Consider the following 18,828-nt stretch of genomic DNA (forward strand, 5'->3'; position numbering starts at 1 on the left):
AGAAATTGTCCGGCTATGGCAAGGACATGTCGATGTATGGGCTGGAGGACTACACCGTGGTACGGCATGTGATGTTCAAGCACTAAAAAAGCATCGCTGGCAAGCCAGCTCCCACAAGGGTTGGGACTTACCCAACCCTGTGGTCAACCACAAATCCTGTGGGAGCTGGCTTGCCAGCGATGGCGCCCTCAAGGCCCCAGTGTTCTCTGCCCATTCCCGATCCCCTTCGCAACATCTACCCCCCAATCCAGCGCCGCTTCCATGTCCAGTAAATGCGGTCGTGGATCGTGGTCCTCGGAAACCGGTACCCCGTCCGGACGATAAACGCCGATAAACATCTTTAACGAACCGTCGCGCAAAATTTCCGCCTTCACCACAATCGAGCATCCATTCGACAGCGTTTCCTTGTGTTCCAAATGGCGCTCAGTCATCACGGTAATCCTCCGGTCGTTGGGTTCGGGTCAGTACTCATCTTAGCTCACGCCAGCGCACCAAAATGATTCGTCAAAATGCCCGAAAACCCCGGCCTGACAGCGGCGCATTGCCACCTATACTGGAAACCACCGCCCCTTCGGGGTCTGCACGTCCAACAATAAAAAGCAGAGGTGGAACATGGTCTGGCAGCAAATCTACGATCCGTTCAACAACCCGGTCATTTCCACCCTCATGGCAGCCGTGCCAGTGGTGGTGATGCTGGCGGCCCTGGCGTTCTTCCATATCAAGGCGCACCTGGCGGCCCTGCTAGCCCTGGGCTCAGCCCTGATCATCGCGATCTTCGCCTTTGGCATGCCGGCCGACATGGCAGGCTCCGCGGCCCTGTATGGCGCCGCCAACGGTTTGTTGCCGATTGGCTGGATCGTACTCAACATCATTTTCCTGCACCGCCTGACCACCGAAAATGGCTCGTTCAAGGTGCTGCAAGACTCACTGGCGCGGATCACTGACGATCGTCGCCTGCAACTGCTGTTGATCGCCTTCTGTTTTGGCGCCTTTTTTGAAGGCGCCGCAGGTTTCGGCACACCGGTGGCAGTCACCGGGGCGATTCTGATCGGTCTGGGGTTCTCGCCACTGGCGGCGTCCGGCCTGGCGCTGATTGCCAACACCGCGCCCGTGGCGTTTGGCGCACTGGGCACGCCGATCATCACGCTCGCCAAGGTCACGGGCCTGGATGAAATGGAGCTGTCGATGATGGTCGGTCGGCAACTGCCGTTCTTCTCGGTGATCGTGCCGTTCTGGCTGATCTGGGCGTTTGCCGGGTGGCGCAAGATGCTGGAAATCTGGCCGGCGATCCTGGTCGCCGGGGTCAGCTTCGCCGTGCCGCAGTTCCTGGTGTCCAACTACCATGGCCCGATGCTGGTGGACGTGATCGCTGCGCTGATCTCCATGGCCTGTTTGACCGGCTTCCTCAGGGTGTGGAAACCGGCCACCGTACACACCTCCGCAGCCCTTTCAGGTCGCGTCGACAATTCGAAAATTGATGCCGAGCACGATCAAAAACCCGTCGCCAGCGCCGCGTTTGGTGCGGATGCCAAACCCGCCGTGATGCGTGCGTGGATGCCGTGGATCATCCTCACCGTGTTCGTGTTCGCCTGGGGTACCCAGGGTTTCAAGAACATGTTCGACACCCGCCCTGCCATTGATCCTGTGACCCAGTCGGCCAAGCTCGATCCTCAAGGCAAACCGTTGCGCGAGGCGAATCCGGTCTTTGCCCCGGTGATCACCTTTGGCACGATCCACCAGCAAATTGAAAAAGTCCCACCAGTAGTGCCTGCGCCAAAAACCGAAGAAGCGGTCTACAAGTTCACCTGGCTGACCAGCACCGGCAGCGGCATCCTGCTGGCGGCGATCCTGGGCGGGCTGTTGATGGGCTATTCGATTCCGCAGCTGATCAAGCAGTACGTGCGCACCATCTGGGTGGTGCGCTACTCGCTGATCACCATCGTCGCGATGCTCGCCCTGGGCTTCCTCACGCGCTATTCAGGCCTGGACGCAACGATGGGCCTGGCGTTTGCTGCCACGGGGATTTTCTACCCCATGTTCGGCACCCTGCTGGGCTGGCTTGGCGTCGCGCTGACAGGCTCCGACACGGCGTCGAACGTGTTGTTCGGCGGCCTGCAGCGGGTCACTGCCGAACAACTGGGGCTCAGCCCGGTGCTGATGGCAGCTGCCAATAGCTCCGGCGGGGTCATGGGCAAGATGGTCGATGCGCAGTCGATCGTGGTGGCCTCCACTGCCACTCGCTGGTATGGCCATGAAGGAGAAATCCTGCGGTATGTGTTCTTCCACTCGATCGTCCTGGCGATTCTGGTCGGCGGGTTGGTGACGTTGCAGGCGTATGTGGCGCCATTCAGCGATATGGTCGTGGGTGGGCATTAAACGGGATCAGCCGGTTGTTGCGCTTCTGACCTACCTGCCCGGGCTGCTGCCCGGGCGTTCATGAACGGAGTAGGGTAAAGCGACTATGAACATTCTCTACGATGAACGCGTCGACGGCGTGCTGCCGCAGGTCGACCGGGCTGCCCTGCTACAGGCCCTGCATGCGCGCCTGCCGGACCTGGAAGTGCTGCATCAGCAGGAAGAGCTCAAACCCTACGAATGCGACGGCCTCTCGGCGTACCGCACCACGCCATTGCTGGTGGTGCTGCCGCGTCACCTGGACGAAGTGCAAGGGGTGCTCAAGCTGTGTCACGAGATGCAGGTTCCGGTAGTCGCCCGGGGTGCGGGCACCGGGCTATCGGGTGGGGCACTGCCGCTGGAGCAAGGCGTGCTGCTGGTGATGGCGCGCTTCAACAACATCCTGCACATCGACCCTGCGGCTCGCACGGCACGGGTCCAGCCGGGTGTGCGCAACCTGGCGATCTCCCAGGCCGCGGCGCCATTTGGCCTGTACTACGCCCCGGACCCTTCGTCACAGATCGCCTGCTCCATCGGCGGTAATGTCGCGGAAAACGCCGGAGGTGTGCACTGCCTCAAGTACGGCCTGACCGTGCACAACGTGGTCAAGGTCGACATCCTCACGGTGGAGGGCGAGCACCTGAGCCTGGGGTCGAATGCCCTGGACTCACCGGGCTTCGACCTGCTTGCCCTGTTCACCGGGTCTGAAGGCATGCTCGGCGTCATCACCGAAGTAACGGTCAAGCTGCTGCCCAAACCCCAGACCGCCAAGGTGCTGCTGGCCGCTTTTGATTCGGTCGAAAAAGCCGGCCGTGCGGTAGGCGACATCATTGGTGCCGGCATCATCCCCGGGGGCCTGGAAATGATGGACAACCTGGCCATCCGCGCCGCCGAAGACTTCATCCATGCCGGCTATCCGGTGGACGCCGAAGCCATCCTGCTGTGTGAACTCGATGGCGTCGAAGCCGATGTCCACGATGACTGCGACAGGGTCCGCCAGGTGCTCGAACAGGCAGGCGCCACCGAAGTGCGCCAGGCCAGGGACGAAGCCGAACGCGTGCGTTTCTGGGCCGGACGCAAGAACGCCTTTCCGGCGGTCGGGCGACTGTCGCCGGACTACTACTGCATGGACGGCACCATACCGCGTCGGGAATTACCCGGCGTGCTGCAGGCCATCGCCGCCTTGTCTGCCGAATACGGCCTGCGCGTAGCCAACGTGTTCCATGCCGGCGATGGCAACATGCACCCCTTGATTTTGTTCGATGCCAACCAACCGGGGGAGCTCGATCGGGCAGAGGCACTGGGGGGCAGGATTCTCGAGCTGTGCGTGAAAGTCGGCGGCAGCATCACCGGTGAACATGGCGTCGGCCGCGAGAAGATCAACCAGATGTGCGCCCAGTTCAACAGTGATGAACTGACGCTGTTCCATGCCGTCAAGGCAGCGTTCGATCCCGCTGGCCTGCTCAACCCCGGCAAGAACATCCCCACCTTGCACCGCTGCGCAGAATTCGGCGCGCTGCATGTGCACATGGGGCAATTGCCCTTCCCTGAGCTGGAGCGTTTCTGATGCGCCACGAAGATGACTTCGATGACAGCGCCGCACTTCTGGAGCAAGTCAACCAGGCGTTGCAGGGCATTACCCCACTGCGTATCCAGGGCTCAAACAGCAAGGCTTTCCTGGGGCGCATCACTGCCGGTGAAGTGCTCGATACCCGCGCCCATCGGGGCATCGTCAGCTACGATCCGACTGAGCTGGTGATCACCGCACGATGCGGCACGCCGTTGGTGGAACTGGCTGAAGTGCTGGCTGCCTCGCAGCAGATGCTGCCCTGCGAACCGCCGTCCTTCGGCGAGGGCGCGACGGTCGGCGGCATGATCGCCTGCGGGTTGTCGGGACCGCGACGGCCCTGGTCGGGTTCGGTTCGCGATTTCGTCCTCGGCACCCGGGTAATCACCGGCCACGGCAAGCATCTGCGCTTCGGCGGCGAAGTGATGAAGAACGTCGCCGGCTACGACCTGTCGCGTCTGATGGCTGGCAGCTACGGCGCCCTCGGGGTAGTGACCGAGGTATCACTCAAGGTGCTGCCCAGGCCTCGGCAATGCCTGAGCATCAGCCTGGAGCTCGACGTCGAACGCGCCCTTGATCGCCTCAGCGAATGGGGCCAGCAGCCGTTGCCGATCAGCGCGGCCTGCCACGATGGCACACGCCTGCACCTGCGCCTGGAAGGCGGCGAAGGCTCGGTGGCCGCGGCCCACGAGCGCTTGGGCGGCGAGCTGCTGGACGCCGGGTACTGGGCCGATCTCAACGAACACAGGCTGAGTTTTTTCGATGAGGATCAGCCGCTGTGGCGGCTGTCCGTACCGCACAACACCCCTCGCCTGTCACTGCCGGGGCGACAACTGATCGATTGGGGCGGTGCCCAGCGCTGGCTCAAGACCGATGCTGAAGCCGCGTTCATTCGCCAGGTGGTCAGCGAGGTCGGCGGACACGTGACCTGTTACAGCCATGGATTGATCGACAGCCCTTTCCAGCCATTGCCTGCCGCCCTCATGCGCTACCACCGCAACCTCAAGCAGCAACTCGACCCCCAGGGTATTTTCAACCCCGGTCGCCTGTACGCGGAGCTCTGAGCCATGCAAACCACGTTGAGCGAACAGGCCCGCCAGTTGCCCCGAGCCGAAGAAGCCGAAAGCATCCTGCGCAGCTGTGTGCACTGCGGCTTCTGCAATGCCACCTGCCCCACCTATCAACTGCTCGGCGACGAGCTGGACGGGCCACGCGGACGAATCTACCTGATCAAGCAAGTACTGGAAGGCCACGAGGTCACGCGCAAGACTCAACTGCACCTGGACCGCTGCCTGTCCTGCCGCAACTGCGAAACCACCTGCCCCTCCGGCGTGGATTACCACAACCTGCTGGATATCGGCCGGGCGGTGGTCGATGCAGCGGTCCCGCGCTCCCTGGCACAGCGCCTGTTGCGCGAGGGACTGCGCAACGTCGTGCCCAACCCTGGGCTGTTCAAGAGCCTGGTCAGCAGCGGTCAAGTGTTCCGGGCGCTGCTGCCGGACACGCTGCGCGCCAAATTGCCACGCAGTGCCTGGCCGGCAAAAGCCCGACCGGCCGCGCGCCATGCCCGGCAGGTACTGATGCTCGAAGGCTGCGTGCAGCCTGGCCTGTCGCCTAATACCAATGCCGCCGCCGCGCGGGTACTGGACCGCCTGGGCATCAGCGTGACCCCGAGCCGCGAAGCCGGGTGCTGCGGCGCCGTGGATTATCATCTCGATGCCCAGGCCGCCGGCCTCGATCGCGCCCGGCGCAACATCGATGCGTGGTGGCCAGGCATCGAGAGTGGCGCCGAGGCCATTGTGCAGACCGCCAGCGGCTGCGGCGCGTTCATCAAGGACTACGGGCACCTGCTGGGCACCGATCCGGCCTATGCCGCCAAGGCACAAAAAGTCAGTGCGCTGGCCAGGGACCTGGTTGAAGTGTTGCGTGACGAACCCCTGGAAACACTAGGCGTGCAGGCCGAGCAACGCCTGGCGTTCCACTGCCCTTGCACCTTGCAGCACGCGCAGAAGCTCGGGGGGGCGGTCGAGGCGGTGCTGGTACGTCTGGGTTTCAACCTCACCATCGTGCCGGACAGTCACCTGTGCTGCGGCTCGGCAGGCACTTATTCGGTGACCCAGCCAGTACTGGCCCGCCAATTGCGAGACAACAAACTCAATGCCCTGGAAAGCGGGCGCCCCGACGTGATTGCTACCGCCAATATCGGCTGCCAAACGCACCTCGACGGCGCCGGTCGCACCTCGGTCAGGCACTGGATCGAACTGGTCGAAGCGGCACTGCCCTCCCCACCTGCTGGAGTATCCCCATGAACCGCAAATTCGTTTTAAGCCAGGTCGAGGTCAGTCAGATCCTCGCCGCTGCGCGCAATGAAGCCCTGGGTAATCAATGGGCGGTGACCATCGCGGTGGTCGATGACGGCGGCCATCCCCTGGCCCTGGAACGCCTTGACGGCGCTGCCGCGATCAGCGCCTACATCGCCACGGAAAAGGCCCGCACTGCGGCGCTGGGTCGGCGCGAGTCCAAAGGTTACGAGGACATGGTCAATGGCGGTCGGCATGCGTTTCTCTCGGCGCCCTTGCTGACGTCCCTGGAGGGTGGCGTACCGATCATCATCGAGGGCCAGGTGATTGGCGCGGTGGGGGTATCAGGCGTCAAGGCCGAACAGGATGCACAGGTGGCCAAGGCGGGGGCGCAGTGCCTGGGCAACCCGAACGCCTGATCAAGCCAAGCCCCAATGGTGAATCAATCGACGAAGAGGAAACCTGCCGATGCCCAGCCTGACCGCCAAGGACTTCGCCCCGCAACTGCTCGAACTCTACGACTACTACGCCCACGGCAAGATCAACCGACGCGAGTTTCTTGACCGCGCGGCGCTATTCACCTTCGGCGGACTGACCGCTGGCGCCCTGCTTGCGAGCCTGAGCCCCAACTATGCCCTGGCCGAGCAAGTCGCCTTCACCGACCCGGACATTATTGCCGAGTACATCACCTATCCTTCACCCCAGGGCAACGGGCAGGTGCGCGCCTACCTGGTGCGCCCGGCCAAAGCCCCGGGCAAGGTGCCGGGAGTGGTGGTGGTACATGAGAATCGCGGTCTCAATCCCTATATCGAAGACGTCGCCCGACGCCTTGCCAAGGCGGGGTTCATCGCCCTCGCCCCCGACGGTCTGACCTCCGTGGGTGGCTATCCGGGAAACGATGACAAGGGCCGCGAGTTGCAGGCGACCGTCAACCCGGAAAAGCTCATGAACGACTTCTTCGCAGCTATCGAGTGGCTGATGAAGCTTGACGCCGCCACGGGCAAGGTCGGCATCACCGGCTTCTGTTACGGCGGCGGTGTCGCCAATGCCGCGGCCGTGGCCTATCCGGAACTGGGGGCCGCCGTGTCCTTTTACGGGCGCCAGCCGGAGACCAAAGACGTGCCGCGAATCAAGGCCCCGGTGATGCTGCACTACGGCGAACTGGACACGCGCATCAATGAAGGTTGGCCGGCGTACGAGCAGGCGCTAAAGTCCGCCAGCAAGACCTACGAGGCCCACATCTATCCCGGCGCCAATCACGGTTTTCACAATGACTCCACGCCCCGCTATGACGAGGCTGCGGCAAGCCTGGCGTGGGACAGGACCCTGGGCTGGTTCCAGCGCTATCTGGTGTAAACGCTTGGCGCTGGCATTTACAATCGCCGGCCAGGATACGTCCTCTGTATGATGGCGCGCTTTGAGTGCGGGTCAGACTTCGAGGAGTATGCATGGACAGGCTTTACCGGACAGGACACCAGGGCTTGTCCGCCCTCAATTTACTGACCTTGTGCCTGTTATCGGCCAACAGCGCGCTGGCGGCTGACACCGAGTTGCCGGCGCTCACCGTCACCGGCGAAGACAACTCAGGCTATCAGGCCGACAGCGCATCGGTCGCCGGCTTCGACTCGACCACGCTACTCGACACCCCGGCGGCGGTGACGGTCATCACCGATGCGCTGATCAAGGATCAACAGGCGCGCCTGCTCAGCGAAGTCCTGCGCAATGACGCCTCGGTGGGTCAAGCCTATGCCCCGGTCGGCTATTACGAGAACTTCGTGGTGCGCGGCTACTCGCTCAACTCCGCCAGCAGTTACAGGATCAATGGTCGCACCATCACTGGCGAACAGAACGTCGGGCTGGAAAACAAGCAGCAGGTGGAACTGCTCAAGGGCCTGTCGGGCCTGGAAAGCGGCGTGTCGGAGCCCGGTGGGCTGGTCAACTACGTGACCAAGCGGCCGACCGATGTGCGCCAGGTCACGGTCTCGACCGATGACCGCGGCAGCGGCTATCTGGCGACCGATATCGGCGGGTTCTTCGGCAGCGAACAACAGTTCGGCCTGCGCGCCAACCTGGCCCATGAAGATATCCATTCCTACGTTGAACATGCCAACGGTCAGCGGGATTTTGCCTCCCTGGCCTTTGACTGGAACATCAGCCCCGATGCGCTGCTGCAACTGGACGCCGAGTACCAGAGCCGGGAACAGCGCTCGGCGCCTGGCTACCAACTGCTGGGTGGCACCCGACTGCCGCACCATGCCTCGCCGAAAAAACTGCTGGCCCACCAGAGCGGCTCCAACCCGGTCAGCACCGATGCGCTGAACCTCAACGGCAAGTTCGAGTACCGCTTCAGTGATGCATGGAAAACCGACATCAGCGCTTCGCGCAGCCGGGTGGTGATCGACGACTACAGCTCGTTCGCCTGGGGTTGCTACGGTGCCGCCAGCTGCGCCGACGCCGCAGTGCCGAATGACTTCAGCCCGGAGGGCGACTACGATATCTACGACTTCCGCAGCCCCGACGATACCCGCCGCAACGACGAACTGCAGGCGACCCTCAGCGGGCGTTTCGACACGGCGGGCCTGGGCCACGAACTGACCTTGGGCACCAGTGCGTTCCGCCGGGTGGTGGACAAGCGCGACCCGATCAACGTGATGATCGGCAGCGCCAATATTAACAGCGAGCCTGCAGACTTCGCGCGTTATGACGGCCCGCTCAATGACTCCCAGCGACGTCTGGACAGCCGCCAGTACGGGCTGTTTTTCAATGACCGGATCAGCTTCAACGAGCACTGGCAAACCGTATTGGGCGGGCGCGCGGTGCGTCTGGACGAAGAAACCTTCGACAGCCAGGGCGAAACCACTCGCCATACCCGCCGGTACGAGTTCCTGCCCCAGGCTGCGCTGATCTACAAGCCGGTGCAGAACCTGTCGCTGTACACCCGCTATAGCAAAGGCCTGTCCCTGGGCGGCGAGGCGGCGTGGTTTACCACCAACGCCTTCGAAATCCTCGCGCCAACCGTGTCCCGGCAGATCGAGGCCGGGGTCAAGTATGACTGGCAGCGCATCAGCCTGGGCGCGGCGCTGTTTCAGATTCGCCAGGCGTATCAGTACTCGCGCCCCAACGACGACGGCACCTTCACTTTCGCGCAACAGGGAGAACAGAAGAACACCGGCCTGGAGCTGTCCGCCAATGGCTGGGCGACCCAACGCCTGCAGATCAGTGCCAGTGTCGCGGCGATTCGTTCGCGGGTCAGCGGCACGGGAACGGCGGCTTATGAGGGCCACCAGACGATCAATGTGCCGACCTTGCGCGCCAGCCTTTCCGGCGACTATGCATTGCCCTGGATAGACGGCCTGGCATTGCTCGGTGGCGTGCAGTACAGCGCCAGCAAATACGCGAGCCAGGTGGGCGAAGTGGAAACCGGCGCCTACGCGATCTTCAATGTCGGCAGCCGATTCAGCACGCGTATTGATGGTTACGAGACGGTCTTTCGCCTGAGCGTCGACAACCTGTTCGACAAGCGCTACTGGCGCGATGCCGGAGAATACATGGGCGATGACTACGTATTCCAGGGCGCGCCGCTGACGGCGCGCTTGAGTGCTTCTGTCAATTTCTGACGGCTGCCGAAATCACCTGTAGGGGCCAGCTTGCTGGCAATGGGCGTTAACGATAATGCGGGGTGCCTGACAGCCCGCGGCGTACTCAGGTTTTTCGCGAGCGAGCTCGCTCCTACAGGATGGTAAACGTTAACGGGTGAGCCGAATTGGAGCTCATCAGTTCACCAGGTCAATCAGCTGTTCACGCTGCGCCCCGGTCAGCATCGGGCCGAATCCGGCCGCCGCATTGTCGGCCATGTAACGCGGATTGCCGGTGCCTGGGATCACACAGGTCACCGCCGAATGCGACAGCAGAAATTTCAGCGCCAATTGCGGCCAGCTATTGACCTGTACCTGCGAAGCCCAGCCCGGCAGGGGCTTGCCCTTCAGGCGCGCAATCAGGCCACCGCCGCCAAACGGCCGGTTGCAGATCACTGCCACACCACGTTCGCGGCATAGCGGCAGAATGCGCTTTTCGACTGCGCGATCATCCAGGGCGTAATTGATTTGCAGGAAGTCCAGTTGTTCAGCCTTGAGCACCGCCTCCACCTCGTCATAGGCCGACGCGGTGTAATGGGTGATCCCGATGTAGCGGATGCGCCCTTGCTCTTTCCATTCGCGCAACGTCGGCAGATGGGTTTTCCAGTCCAGCAGGTTGTGGATCTGCATCAGGTCGATCCGGTCGGTTTGCAGCAGCTTGAATGATTGCTCCATCTGCGCAATGCCTTCTTCGCGACCACGGGTCCATACCTTGGTCGCCAGGAAAGCCGGCGAGCGCGGCTCGTGGATCGACAGCAGCTCACCGGTGGTCTGCTCGGCGCGCCCGTACATCGGCGAGCTGTCGACCAGCGTCCCGCCTTTCTCGAACAGTGCATCCAGCACGGCCGGCAGTTGCTTGTAGGCCGGGTCCGCGGGGGCGACATCGAAGCCGCGATAAGTGCCCAACCCAACGACGGGCAGCGGCTCGGCGCTGGAAGGAATGCCTCGGGTCTGCATGCTCTTGCCTCCTGTGGCGATCGGCGGCGCTTGCGCCCCGGCTGGGTCGAACGTTAAGACCGCCGAGACACCGGCAGCCAGCGTGAGTAGTCGGCGACGGGTGATTCCATCAGTGTGGCTCATGATGTTGCTCCTCCATTCGGGTGCTGGCCGCCCGTTGTTCCTGCCGCCTGGCCAGCCAGAAACACAACCCTGCCCATACGCCCGCAACCGGAAGAATCGCCAGGGCCACCAGGCCAAACCCTGCGCCTACTGCCGTCAGCCCCGCAGACAGCCAGCCACTGGCGGCATCGCCGCCGCGATAGACCAGGGTTTCGATCACGTTCTTGGCCTTGTACTTCTCTTCGCGGCTGACCACTGTCCACAGCACCTCTCGCGCTGGCCGAACGAAGGCAAATTCCACCGCCCGACGCAGCCCTTGCGCCAGGGCAACGGCGGCAGGTACCGGCGCCATGGCCATCGCCGAGAAGGCCACGACGCTCGCCAAGGGCAACATCACCAGCGCCCCGCCCACGCCGACCCAGCGGATCAACGGCGCGGTCAACAGCAGCTGGAATAACAGGGTCAGCACCGACACCAGCAAATCAACCAGAGCAAAAAATTGAGTGCGGCTTGCCACATCAGCGTAGCTGCCTGCGACGATCCGGCCTTGTTCAAAGTACAAAAGGGTCGCGGCGCTGGTGTGCAGCAGCATGAACGCCACCAGCCCAAGCAAATAGCGCGAGCGCAGGATCAGCGTGATGCCGGCCAGCATGCTGCCGCCCAATCTTTGGTCATCCGGCGAGCGGTTGTCGCTACGCGACACTGTGCACCTGAGCAAGGCCCGGTAACAACGCACCGCGATCTCGAGCAGCACCGCCGCCGCCAGCGTCAGGGCCATCGGGCCCAGGCGCACGGCCATGGTCGCGGCCAGCAGCGGCCCGATAAAGGTGCCCAAGGTGCCACCGGCGGCAATAAAACCGAATAACCGCCGCCCCTGATCATTGGAAAACCGGTCGACCAGCACGCTCCAGAAGATCGTGACGATGAACAGGTTGTAAATGCTGATCCAGACAAAAAACACCTGCCCGACGGTCACCGGCGCAACGTGATTGGCGATCAACAGCCCGAACACCAGCATCGACAGCGCAATCAGCCGATAGATCAAGGGCACGAAACGCGTTGCCGGCAGCCGGGACACCAGCGCACCGTAGAGCGGTACCATCAGCAACATCACCACGAAGGTGGCGCTGAACAGCCACTGCAATTGGTCCGCACCGCCCTCCAGGCCCAGGGCATCGCGCAGGGGGCGGACCAGGTAATAGCTGGCGAGCACACAAAAATGGAAGGCAAAACCCAGCATCAGCGCGGTTCTTTCCGCGGGCAGAATATTCAGCGATTTCAGCGCGATGGGCATCGCTTCCCTCCCGGACCGGCGCGCTACGGGGCCGATCGACTACACTGCGACAGCGATCAAGTGATCGCCGTTTTCCACCCTTGAGTCGTCAATGCCGCTCCCTAACGTTAGTCGAATGTCGCGCATCCTGATGATCATCGCAGGCATCGTCATCGCGCTGTACCTGGTGCTCTGTATGGCGCTGTGGATATTCCAGCGCGCCCTCATCTATTACCCGCAGCCTCGATCCGTGGCCAGTGCGCTCTTGACCCTGCCCCGTTCCGACGCGCAGGTGCTGGTCTCGGTGCGCGAGCACGAGGGCCCCAAGGCGTTGATCTATTTCGGAGGCAACGCCGAGGACGTGTCGCGCAACCTGCCCTCGTTTTCAGCAGCCTTTGCCGATCACGCGCTGTATTTTCTGCACTACCGAGGGTTTGGCGGCAGCTCTGGCTCGCCGACCGAGGAAGCGATTCAGCGCGACGCCCTGGGGTTGTTCGACGAGGTGTACGCCCGGCACCCGCAGGTGACGCTGGTGGGCCGTAGCCTGGGCTCCGGTGTCGCGGTGCGCCTGGCCAGCCAGCGCCCGGCATCGCACCTGGTGCTGATCACGCCCTATAACAGCCTGGAAGAACTCGCTGCGCGGCAGTTTCCGATCTTCCCGGTGCGGTGGCTGTTACAGGATCGTTTTGAGTCCTGGCGATATGCCCGGGAGATCAGCGTGCCGACCCTGCTGATGGCGGCAGAGCAAGACGAGGTGATCCCGCGCTCGAGCACCCAGCGGCTGTTCGAGCATTTCGCTCCGGGGGTGGCCGTGCTCAGGGTGATACCGGGGGTGGGGCATAATTCCATTTCCGCCAGTGCGGATTACCTGAGGCTGCTGCGGGAGGCTTTGTGAGGTTGAGTGTTGCGCTCCTGAGGCGAGCATGCTGAATAATTCCAGCATGCTCGCCTTCTTGAGCGCATCACCTATTGAGCAACAATCTTCACCAACGGCGCCCCCTTCTTGACGATGTAGGTCGCCAGTTCCGAGCTGGTAGTCGCACTTGTATTCTTCGCAACATGCGCCACCCCTGCCGGGATATAGAGCGAATCCCCCGCCTTGAGTGTCACTGCAGGCTGCCCTTCAAGCTGATACTCAAACGTGCCCTCCAGTACATAGGCCACCTCAACCCCCGGGTGGGAATGTTTGGGCGAGACCACGCCCGGTTCGAAATCCACGCGCACCTGCAGCACTTCCTGTCCCGCAACGTCCATGTCCCGGTGCAGCAGATCGGTGCGGTGCAGGCCGGTCTGCCAGCTCTTGGTCGCCGGCGCATCCTGAGTGGACGACTTGACCTCCTGGGCCTGGGCCAGGCCCGTGACAGCGGCCAATGTGGTCGCGGCAATGGCCAGGCCGAGTGCGCCAGCGGTTTTACGAACATTGAACAGGGACATCGCGATTCTCCAGTGGTAGTACCGCAGATGCGGTGTGCCCCATTCAAACGCCGCCATGTATCAGCCAAGTGTCCAAGCCACCCTGGATATGTATGCGCAAGTGGCTGCAGGCACACCTGATACGCAGGGATACAAACCAGTGACACGTCAGCCCCGGTCGGCACTCTCGCGCCAGTATCAGCGAATTGTCCTTCGTCGAGCGGCGCTTTTATCCAGTGCCCGGCCAGCGGTCAGTTAGGGTCGAGCAGGCCCCCGTGCCAGTGGCGGGAGACACGCGTACCCGTGAATTTCGCCACCACCATGCCCTGGCCAATCAGTCGATCGCGGTAACGGGTGACCATCCGCCCCGCCTGCTCGGCGAACAACACCACTTCGCTGGAGGGATCACCGGGCCGGCGCAGGATCCGGGCAAAACGCTGGCCCTCCTCAACAGGGTCTCCCAGCTGTTTTTCGAAGATCAAGACCCCGGGCGTCGGTGCAAGGACGGTCTCCATCTGGCCCATTTCCAAGGTTTGCACCGGCCAATCCTCCGGGCTTAGCGCCTCATCAATGGCTCCGCAGCGGCACAGCCAGGTGTAAAGTCCCTGGGCATCCTGTTCGGCCAGTTGGTCGCCGACATCGCCCTGCCCGCGCAACTCCAGGGTTGCCGCCATATTGCGGTCACTGAGCCCTTTGCGCAGCCAGGGCGCAATAATGGTTTCCTCAAAAGAACCATCGCCGCCATCGTCCCAGATGATAGCCACGTCCATCTTCATCGCTGCCGCCAGTTCGCGGCCTTGGGCGGCAAAGCTGCGGTGCACATAGAGGTACGGCAGTGCCTCGTCATCGGTGTGCAGATCGAGCATCACATCGGCATCGGCGGCCAGTTGCACCAGGGCTTTCTGCCATTCCTGGACATTGGTGGACGGGTGTTGCTGCGCCGCCGACTGGTCAAAACCACGATTGAAATTGTGCCCTGTGGCGTCATGAAAACGCCCCAGCAGGCGGCCCTGGCGGAACTGGCCAATACCCAGGGGATTGGCCTGGGGCACAACCGTCACCTGACTCCTGAGCCGCCCCTGGGCTTGGGCAACCTGCAGGCGTTGCATCAACAGGTGCAGTACCAGCATCCCGGCAATTTCGTCAGCGTGCACCCCGGCTTGCAGGTGCACCTTGGGGCCGCTGCCATCACCCTGGTAACGCCAGGCCCCCACTTGCAACGGGTCGCCGTTGTTGCTGCGAACATCCAACGAAATATCCTGCACCATCCGTTTGTCCTCCCGTCATGACCACTCGAAAACCAAGGCATTGCCGCTGGTGATTGAACAGACGTTCAACTAAGCTCGGCAACGTATGACCGACTCCAAGGACTAACCCGTGACCCGTGCCCCAGCGAAAAACCGCCGCACCGAACCCGACGCGCGCCGCGAAATGCTCGTGGCTGCTGCCCTGCGTTGCCTGGTGCGCGACGGCCACGCCGGGCTGTCGGTGCGCCGCATCGCCACCGAGGCCGGGGTGTCGGTGGGCCTGCTCAATCATCACTTCGGCAGCATCGATGCGCTGATCGCCGACACTTACCAGAAGCTCGCCAACGAACTGACGAGCGCCCTGATGCAGGAAATAGAACAGGCCGACACCCCCGCCGCAAAGATGGACGCCTTCCTCACCGGCTCATTTGCCCCCCGGGTCATGGACCCGCAATTACTCGGCGCCTGGGTGGTGTTCTGGAGCCTGATCCGCCACTCCGTTCACGTCAGCCAGGCTCACGAAAAAAGCTATCGAGCCTATCTCGACTTGCTGCGCCATTTGCTCGACGACCTGGCGGCCAGCGAAGGGTTTGTGATCCACGACACTCACCTGGCCGCCATCGGCCTATCCGCGACGCTCGACGGACTCTGGATCGAGTGGTGCCTCAACCCCGAAACCTTCAGCCCCGCCAACGGCCTGCATATCTGTCGCTGCTGGGTAAAGGGGTTGCGAAACGGAGCATTCAGCGCCGACGACGTCCTGTGAGGCATGACGCCCGAAGATCATCGCCAGGGTGCCACTGATGGCGATCAGCCCCGCGCCGATCATCAGCGAAACGTCCATCCGGGTACCCCAGATGAGACTCGACAGCAGGAACGCCCAAATCAACCCGGTGTACTCGAATGGCGCCAGCAAGGTCGCCGTCGCCCGACGGAAACTGGCGAACAGCAGGAACTGGCCGATACCACCCACCAGGCCAGCTGCGAGCATACCGAGCCAGTCCGGCATCGGTGCTGGCGTATGAGTCCACGGCAAGGCCAGGGTCATGCAAATAACAAACACCACGTTGGTGATCAACATTTGCTCCAGCACCGATGTCTGGTCATCCACCTGCCGCAACTGGATGTAGGTGAACGCCCAGCACATGGCGGCCAGCAGGGTCAGCACCACCGGCAACGGGTCGGTCAACCGTGTTGGTCGGCAGGCGATGATCACGCCGATGAAGCCGACGACCAGGGTGAACCATTGCCACCCGTTCGCGCGTTCCTTGAGGATCACCGCCGCCAGTACCGTCACCATGATCGGCGCGGAGAAATACAGCGTGGTCATCTCCGCCAGCGACAGGTCTCGGGCAGCGGTGTAATACAGCACCCAGGCGATGATCGAAAGCAAACCGCGCAGCACCAGCAAGCGCCGGCTTGGTGAACGCCAGGCTTTCTGCACCAGGCGCAAGCGCCCCGCAGCCACGCAGACCACCACTACCAGCAAGCTGCGCCAGAACAGGATGGTGACCACCGAATAATCGGCCACCAATGCCTTGATCACCGCGTCCTGCAAGGCCAGGAACGCGTACCCCAGGGTGCACAGGCCGATGCCCTGCAATGACCGATCAACCATCCGTGGCGCACTCATCAAACCGACCTGCGCACAGGTGTCCCGCGCCGCTCGAAGAACGAGAACAGGGCCTCGATCAGGAAGGTGAGGCACACATACACCCCGGCCACCAGCAGCAACGGTTCATACACCTGCAGGGTTTGTGCGCGCACCACATTGGCCGCGCCCAGCAGGTCGATGATCGCAATGGTCGAGGCCAAGGCCGTGGACTTGAGCAGCATCACCGTCTCCCCGGCCAGGGTCGGCAACAGCAGGCGCATGGCCCGCGGCAGGCGCACCCGCAACAAGGACTGGCGCGCAGTCATGCCGAACGCCGAGGCCGCTTCCATTTCACCCTTGGGCACCGCCAGCAGCCCACCACGAATCACCTCGCCGACGTAGGCACCCACCGACAGCACCAGCGCGAACACGATATACCAATAGCCGTCACGCAAATAAGGCCAGAAAAAGCTGCCACGGATCAGCGGGAACTGCGCAAACAGGCTGCCCAGGCCGTAGTAGAAAATGTAGATCTGGATCAGCAGCGGCGTGCCCCGCAGCACGCTGGTGTAGAACAGGCTGGCCTTGGCGATGAACTTGTTTTTCGAGATCCGCGCCAACGCCACCAGCACCGCCAGGGCGAAACCGAACACCATCGAGATCAACAGAATGCTGATGGTCGTTTGCAATCCACGGCCCAGGAGTGCCGCATATTCAACTATCCACGCTGGAATCATTTCATTCACTCAGCCAAAGGCATCCAGCGACGGATGCGTCGCTCCAGCCGTCCCGAGAGGTAGTTGGACACCAACGTCACGGCGTAATACATCGCCGCAGCCGTGAGGTAGAACAACAGATAGTGCCGCGTCGAACCCGCCCCTTGCTTGGCGGTGTACAGCAGCTCATTGGTGCCGACCACGCTGATCAGGGCACTGTCCTTGATCAGGTTGATCCACAGGTTGGCCATCCCCGCCATGGCATAGGGCGCCATGATCGGCAGCGTAACTCGCCGGAACAGGCCGAACCCGCTGAGCCCGAACGCCCTCGCCGCCTCGATCTGGCCATAGGGGATCGCCTGGATCGCCGCGCGAAAAATCTCCGAGGCATAGGCGCCCTGGACCAGTCCCAGCACCAGGATTGCCGCCAGCGGGCCGCTGACGTTGACCGCGTCGTAACCCATCCTGGCCATCAGCGAATTGAGCAGCATGGAGCCGACGTAGTACAGCAGCAGGATCAGCAACAACTCCGGAATGGCCCGAAACAACGTGGTGTAGCCGCGCATCAGCGCCGCGATGGGTTTAGGCGCGCCCAACTTGAGACAGGCCACCACCAGGCCGATAAACAAACCGACCACGAAAGCGCCCGCAGAAATCTGCAGGGTCATCAACAGGCCCTTGAGCAACGCGCTGCCCCAGCCTGTTTCGCTGAAATTGATCAAATCGAACATTGCTGGCATTTCGGTCTCCAGTCGGCGAACCAGACATCACCACTCCCTCGTGTGGGAGGAGCCCCTGCGGGACCAAAAGCTCCGCTCCCACAGGTCATCTTGCAGCCCGGCGTCAGAACGCAGGTTTCACGCTCGTACCGAAGTAGCTCTGGGACAGTTCGTCATAGTCTTTGCTTGCCAGCAGGCTAGAGATTGCCTGGTCCAGTTTGGCCTTGAGCTCAGTGTCATCCTTGCGCAAACCAGCGCCGACGCCTTTACCGAAAATCGGGTCGTAAGGCACGGTGGCGAGGTAGGCCAGGTTGCTGGCATCGGCCGTCTTGACGAAAGAGGCCATGGCCGTGCCGTCCGCCATCATCAGGTCGATACGGCCGGAAATCAGGTCGGCGTTGGCCGAGTCCTGGGTGTCGTAGTACTTCACCTCGGCGATCTTTTCGTAGTTGGCCTTCAGGTAGCTGGCGCTGACGGTCGAGTTCTGCACGCCGATGATCTTGCCTTTGAGATCATCCGGGAACTTGCTCACGGTGGTGCCCTTGGGCCCGACCACCGCGATTGCCGAATCGTAGTAAGCCTTGCTGAAGGCGATCTGTTTCTCGCGCTCGGCAGTCACCGACATCGAGGAAAAAATCACGTCGATCTTCTTCGCCAGCAAGGAGGGAATGATGCCGTCCCATGCCACTTCCTTGATCTCGCACTCGGCCTTCATCTCGCTGCACAGCTTATGGATGAGGTCAACCTCGAAACCTTTCCACTCACCGTTCGCCTGCTTCTCGGTGTACGGCGGATAAGGTTCTGCCGCCACTGCAAACCTGATCGGTGCCGCCTGGGCTGCGCTCATCCCGGCCAGCAGCACGCATGCCACGCCCGTCATCCAGTTTGCCAAACGTCGATTTCCCATGATT

Annotated in this window: 17 protein-coding genes and 1 pseudogene; 9 read left to right on the forward strand and 9 right to left on the reverse strand. The window is 62.4% G+C overall.

Annotated elements, in window-relative coordinates; translation table 11 throughout:
* Window positions 1–188: 188 nt before the first annotated feature.
* Window positions 189–431 (reverse strand): hypothetical protein, encoded by a 243-nt coding sequence (locus tag UB23_RS00035; protein WP_045057348.1) that lies wholly within the window; start codon window positions 429–431, stop codon window positions 189–191.
* Window positions 432–612: 181 nt separating this feature from the next.
* Here UB23_RS00035 and UB23_RS00040 point away from each other — a divergent pair, with 181 nt between their 5' ends.
* From UB23_RS00040 to UB23_RS00070, 7 genes are all read left to right on the forward strand, one after another.
* Window positions 613–2,376, forward strand: a complete 1,764-nt coding sequence (locus UB23_RS00040) for an L-lactate permease (RefSeq protein WP_045057349.1) — start codon at window positions 613–615, stop codon at window positions 2,374–2,376.
* Between the two features lie 85 nt (window positions 2,377–2,461).
* A complete protein-coding gene (gene glcD / locus UB23_RS00045) occupies window positions 2,462–3,961 on the forward strand; it encodes a glycolate oxidase subunit GlcD (protein ID WP_045057350.1) in 1,500 nt (499 codons plus the stop codon).
* On the forward strand, window positions 3,961–5,025 hold the full coding sequence (gene glcE, locus UB23_RS00050; protein ID WP_045057351.1) for a glycolate oxidase subunit GlcE: 1,065 nt from the start codon (window positions 3,961–3,963) through the stop codon (window positions 5,023–5,025). The genes glcD and glcE overlap by 1 nt, the downstream gene beginning before the upstream one ends.
* A gap of 3 nt (window positions 5,026–5,028) precedes the next feature.
* Window positions 5,029–6,270 (forward strand): glycolate oxidase subunit GlcF, encoded by a 1,242-nt coding sequence (gene glcF, locus UB23_RS00055; protein WP_045057352.1) that lies wholly within the window; start codon window positions 5,029–5,031, stop codon window positions 6,268–6,270.
* On the forward strand, window positions 6,267–6,680 hold the full coding sequence (locus UB23_RS00060; protein ID WP_045057353.1) for a heme-binding protein: 414 nt from the start codon (window positions 6,267–6,269) through the stop codon (window positions 6,678–6,680). Before glcF ends, UB23_RS00060 begins: the two co-directional genes overlap by 4 nt.
* Window positions 6,681–6,729: 49 nt before the next feature.
* A complete protein-coding gene (gene yghX / locus UB23_RS00065; protein WP_045057354.1) occupies window positions 6,730–7,617 on the forward strand; it encodes a YghX family hydrolase in 888 nt (295 codons plus the stop codon).
* Window positions 7,618–7,709: 92 nt separating this feature from the next.
* Window positions 7,710–9,878, forward strand: coding sequence for a TonB-dependent siderophore receptor (locus UB23_RS00070; RefSeq protein WP_045057355.1), 2,169 nt, complete (start codon window positions 7,710–7,712; stop codon window positions 9,876–9,878).
* A gap of 156 nt (window positions 9,879–10,034) precedes the next feature.
* Here UB23_RS00070 and UB23_RS00075 read toward each other — a convergent pair whose 3' ends face one another.
* A complete protein-coding gene (locus UB23_RS00075) occupies window positions 10,035–10,976 on the reverse strand; it encodes an aldo/keto reductase (protein WP_082069086.1) in 942 nt (313 codons plus the stop codon).
* The gene (locus UB23_RS00080) at window positions 10,963–12,249 is read right to left on the reverse strand and encodes an NTP/NDP exchange transporter (RefSeq protein ID WP_045057357.1); all 1,287 of its coding nucleotides are present in this window, start codon (window positions 12,247–12,249) and stop codon (window positions 10,963–10,965) included. Before UB23_RS00080 ends, UB23_RS00075 begins: the two co-directional genes overlap by 14 nt.
* Before the next feature lie 91 nt (window positions 12,250–12,340).
* Here UB23_RS00080 and UB23_RS00085 point away from each other — a divergent pair, with 91 nt between their 5' ends.
* Window positions 12,341–13,123 carry an alpha/beta hydrolase gene (locus tag UB23_RS00085; RefSeq protein ID WP_045057358.1) on the forward strand — a complete coding sequence of 261 codons (783 nt, stop codon included), beginning with the start codon at window positions 12,341–12,343 and terminating at the stop codon, window positions 13,121–13,123.
* 71 nt (window positions 13,124–13,194) lie between these two features.
* On the opposite strand, the gene UB23_RS00090 is transcribed toward UB23_RS00085, so the two are convergent.
* Window positions 13,195–13,662: a cupin domain-containing protein gene (locus UB23_RS00090; protein WP_045057359.1), complete on the reverse strand. Its 468-nt coding sequence runs from the start codon at window positions 13,660–13,662 to the stop codon at window positions 13,195–13,197.
* 230 nt (window positions 13,663–13,892) lie between these two features.
* The gene (locus UB23_RS00095; protein WP_045057360.1) at window positions 13,893–14,909 is read right to left on the reverse strand and encodes a succinylglutamate desuccinylase/aspartoacylase domain-containing protein; all 1,017 of its coding nucleotides are present in this window, start codon (window positions 14,907–14,909) and stop codon (window positions 13,893–13,895) included.
* Window positions 14,910–15,072: 163 nt separating this feature from the next.
* Between UB23_RS00095 and UB23_RS28090 the strand changes: the two are divergent.
* Window positions 15,073–15,558 (forward strand): annotated as a pseudogene (locus tag UB23_RS28090) (TetR/AcrR family transcriptional regulator); the annotation flags it as partial.
* On the opposite strand, the gene UB23_RS30010 reads toward UB23_RS28090, so the two are convergent.
* The 4 genes from UB23_RS30010 to UB23_RS00120 form a co-directional block, all read right to left on the reverse strand.
* A complete protein-coding gene (locus tag UB23_RS30010) occupies window positions 15,514–16,521 on the reverse strand; it encodes a DMT family transporter (protein WP_045057361.1) in 1,008 nt (335 codons plus the stop codon). The pseudogene UB23_RS28090 and the gene UB23_RS30010 sit on opposite strands and share 45 nt — an antisense overlap.
* Window positions 16,521–17,219: an ABC transporter permease gene (locus UB23_RS00110; protein ID WP_045057401.1), complete on the reverse strand. Its 699-nt coding sequence runs from the start codon at window positions 17,217–17,219 to the stop codon at window positions 16,521–16,523. The genes UB23_RS30010 and UB23_RS00110 overlap by 1 nt, the downstream gene beginning before the upstream one ends.
* A 5-nt stretch (window positions 17,220–17,224) precedes the next feature.
* Window positions 17,225–17,938, reverse strand: coding sequence for an ABC transporter permease (locus UB23_RS00115; RefSeq protein WP_045057362.1), 714 nt, complete (start codon window positions 17,936–17,938; stop codon window positions 17,225–17,227).
* A 103-nt stretch (window positions 17,939–18,041) separates the two neighbouring features.
* Complete coding sequence (locus UB23_RS00120) at window positions 18,042–18,824, reverse strand: transporter substrate-binding domain-containing protein (protein ID WP_045057363.1); 783 nt, start codon at window positions 18,822–18,824, stop codon at window positions 18,042–18,044.
* Between the last annotated feature and the right edge of the window lie 4 nt (window positions 18,825–18,828).

The organism is Pseudomonas sp. ES3-33, assembly GCF_000952175.1.
In the GTDB taxonomy this organism is placed as follows: domain Bacteria; phylum Pseudomonadota; class Gammaproteobacteria; order Pseudomonadales; family Pseudomonadaceae; genus Aquipseudomonas; species Aquipseudomonas gregormendelii.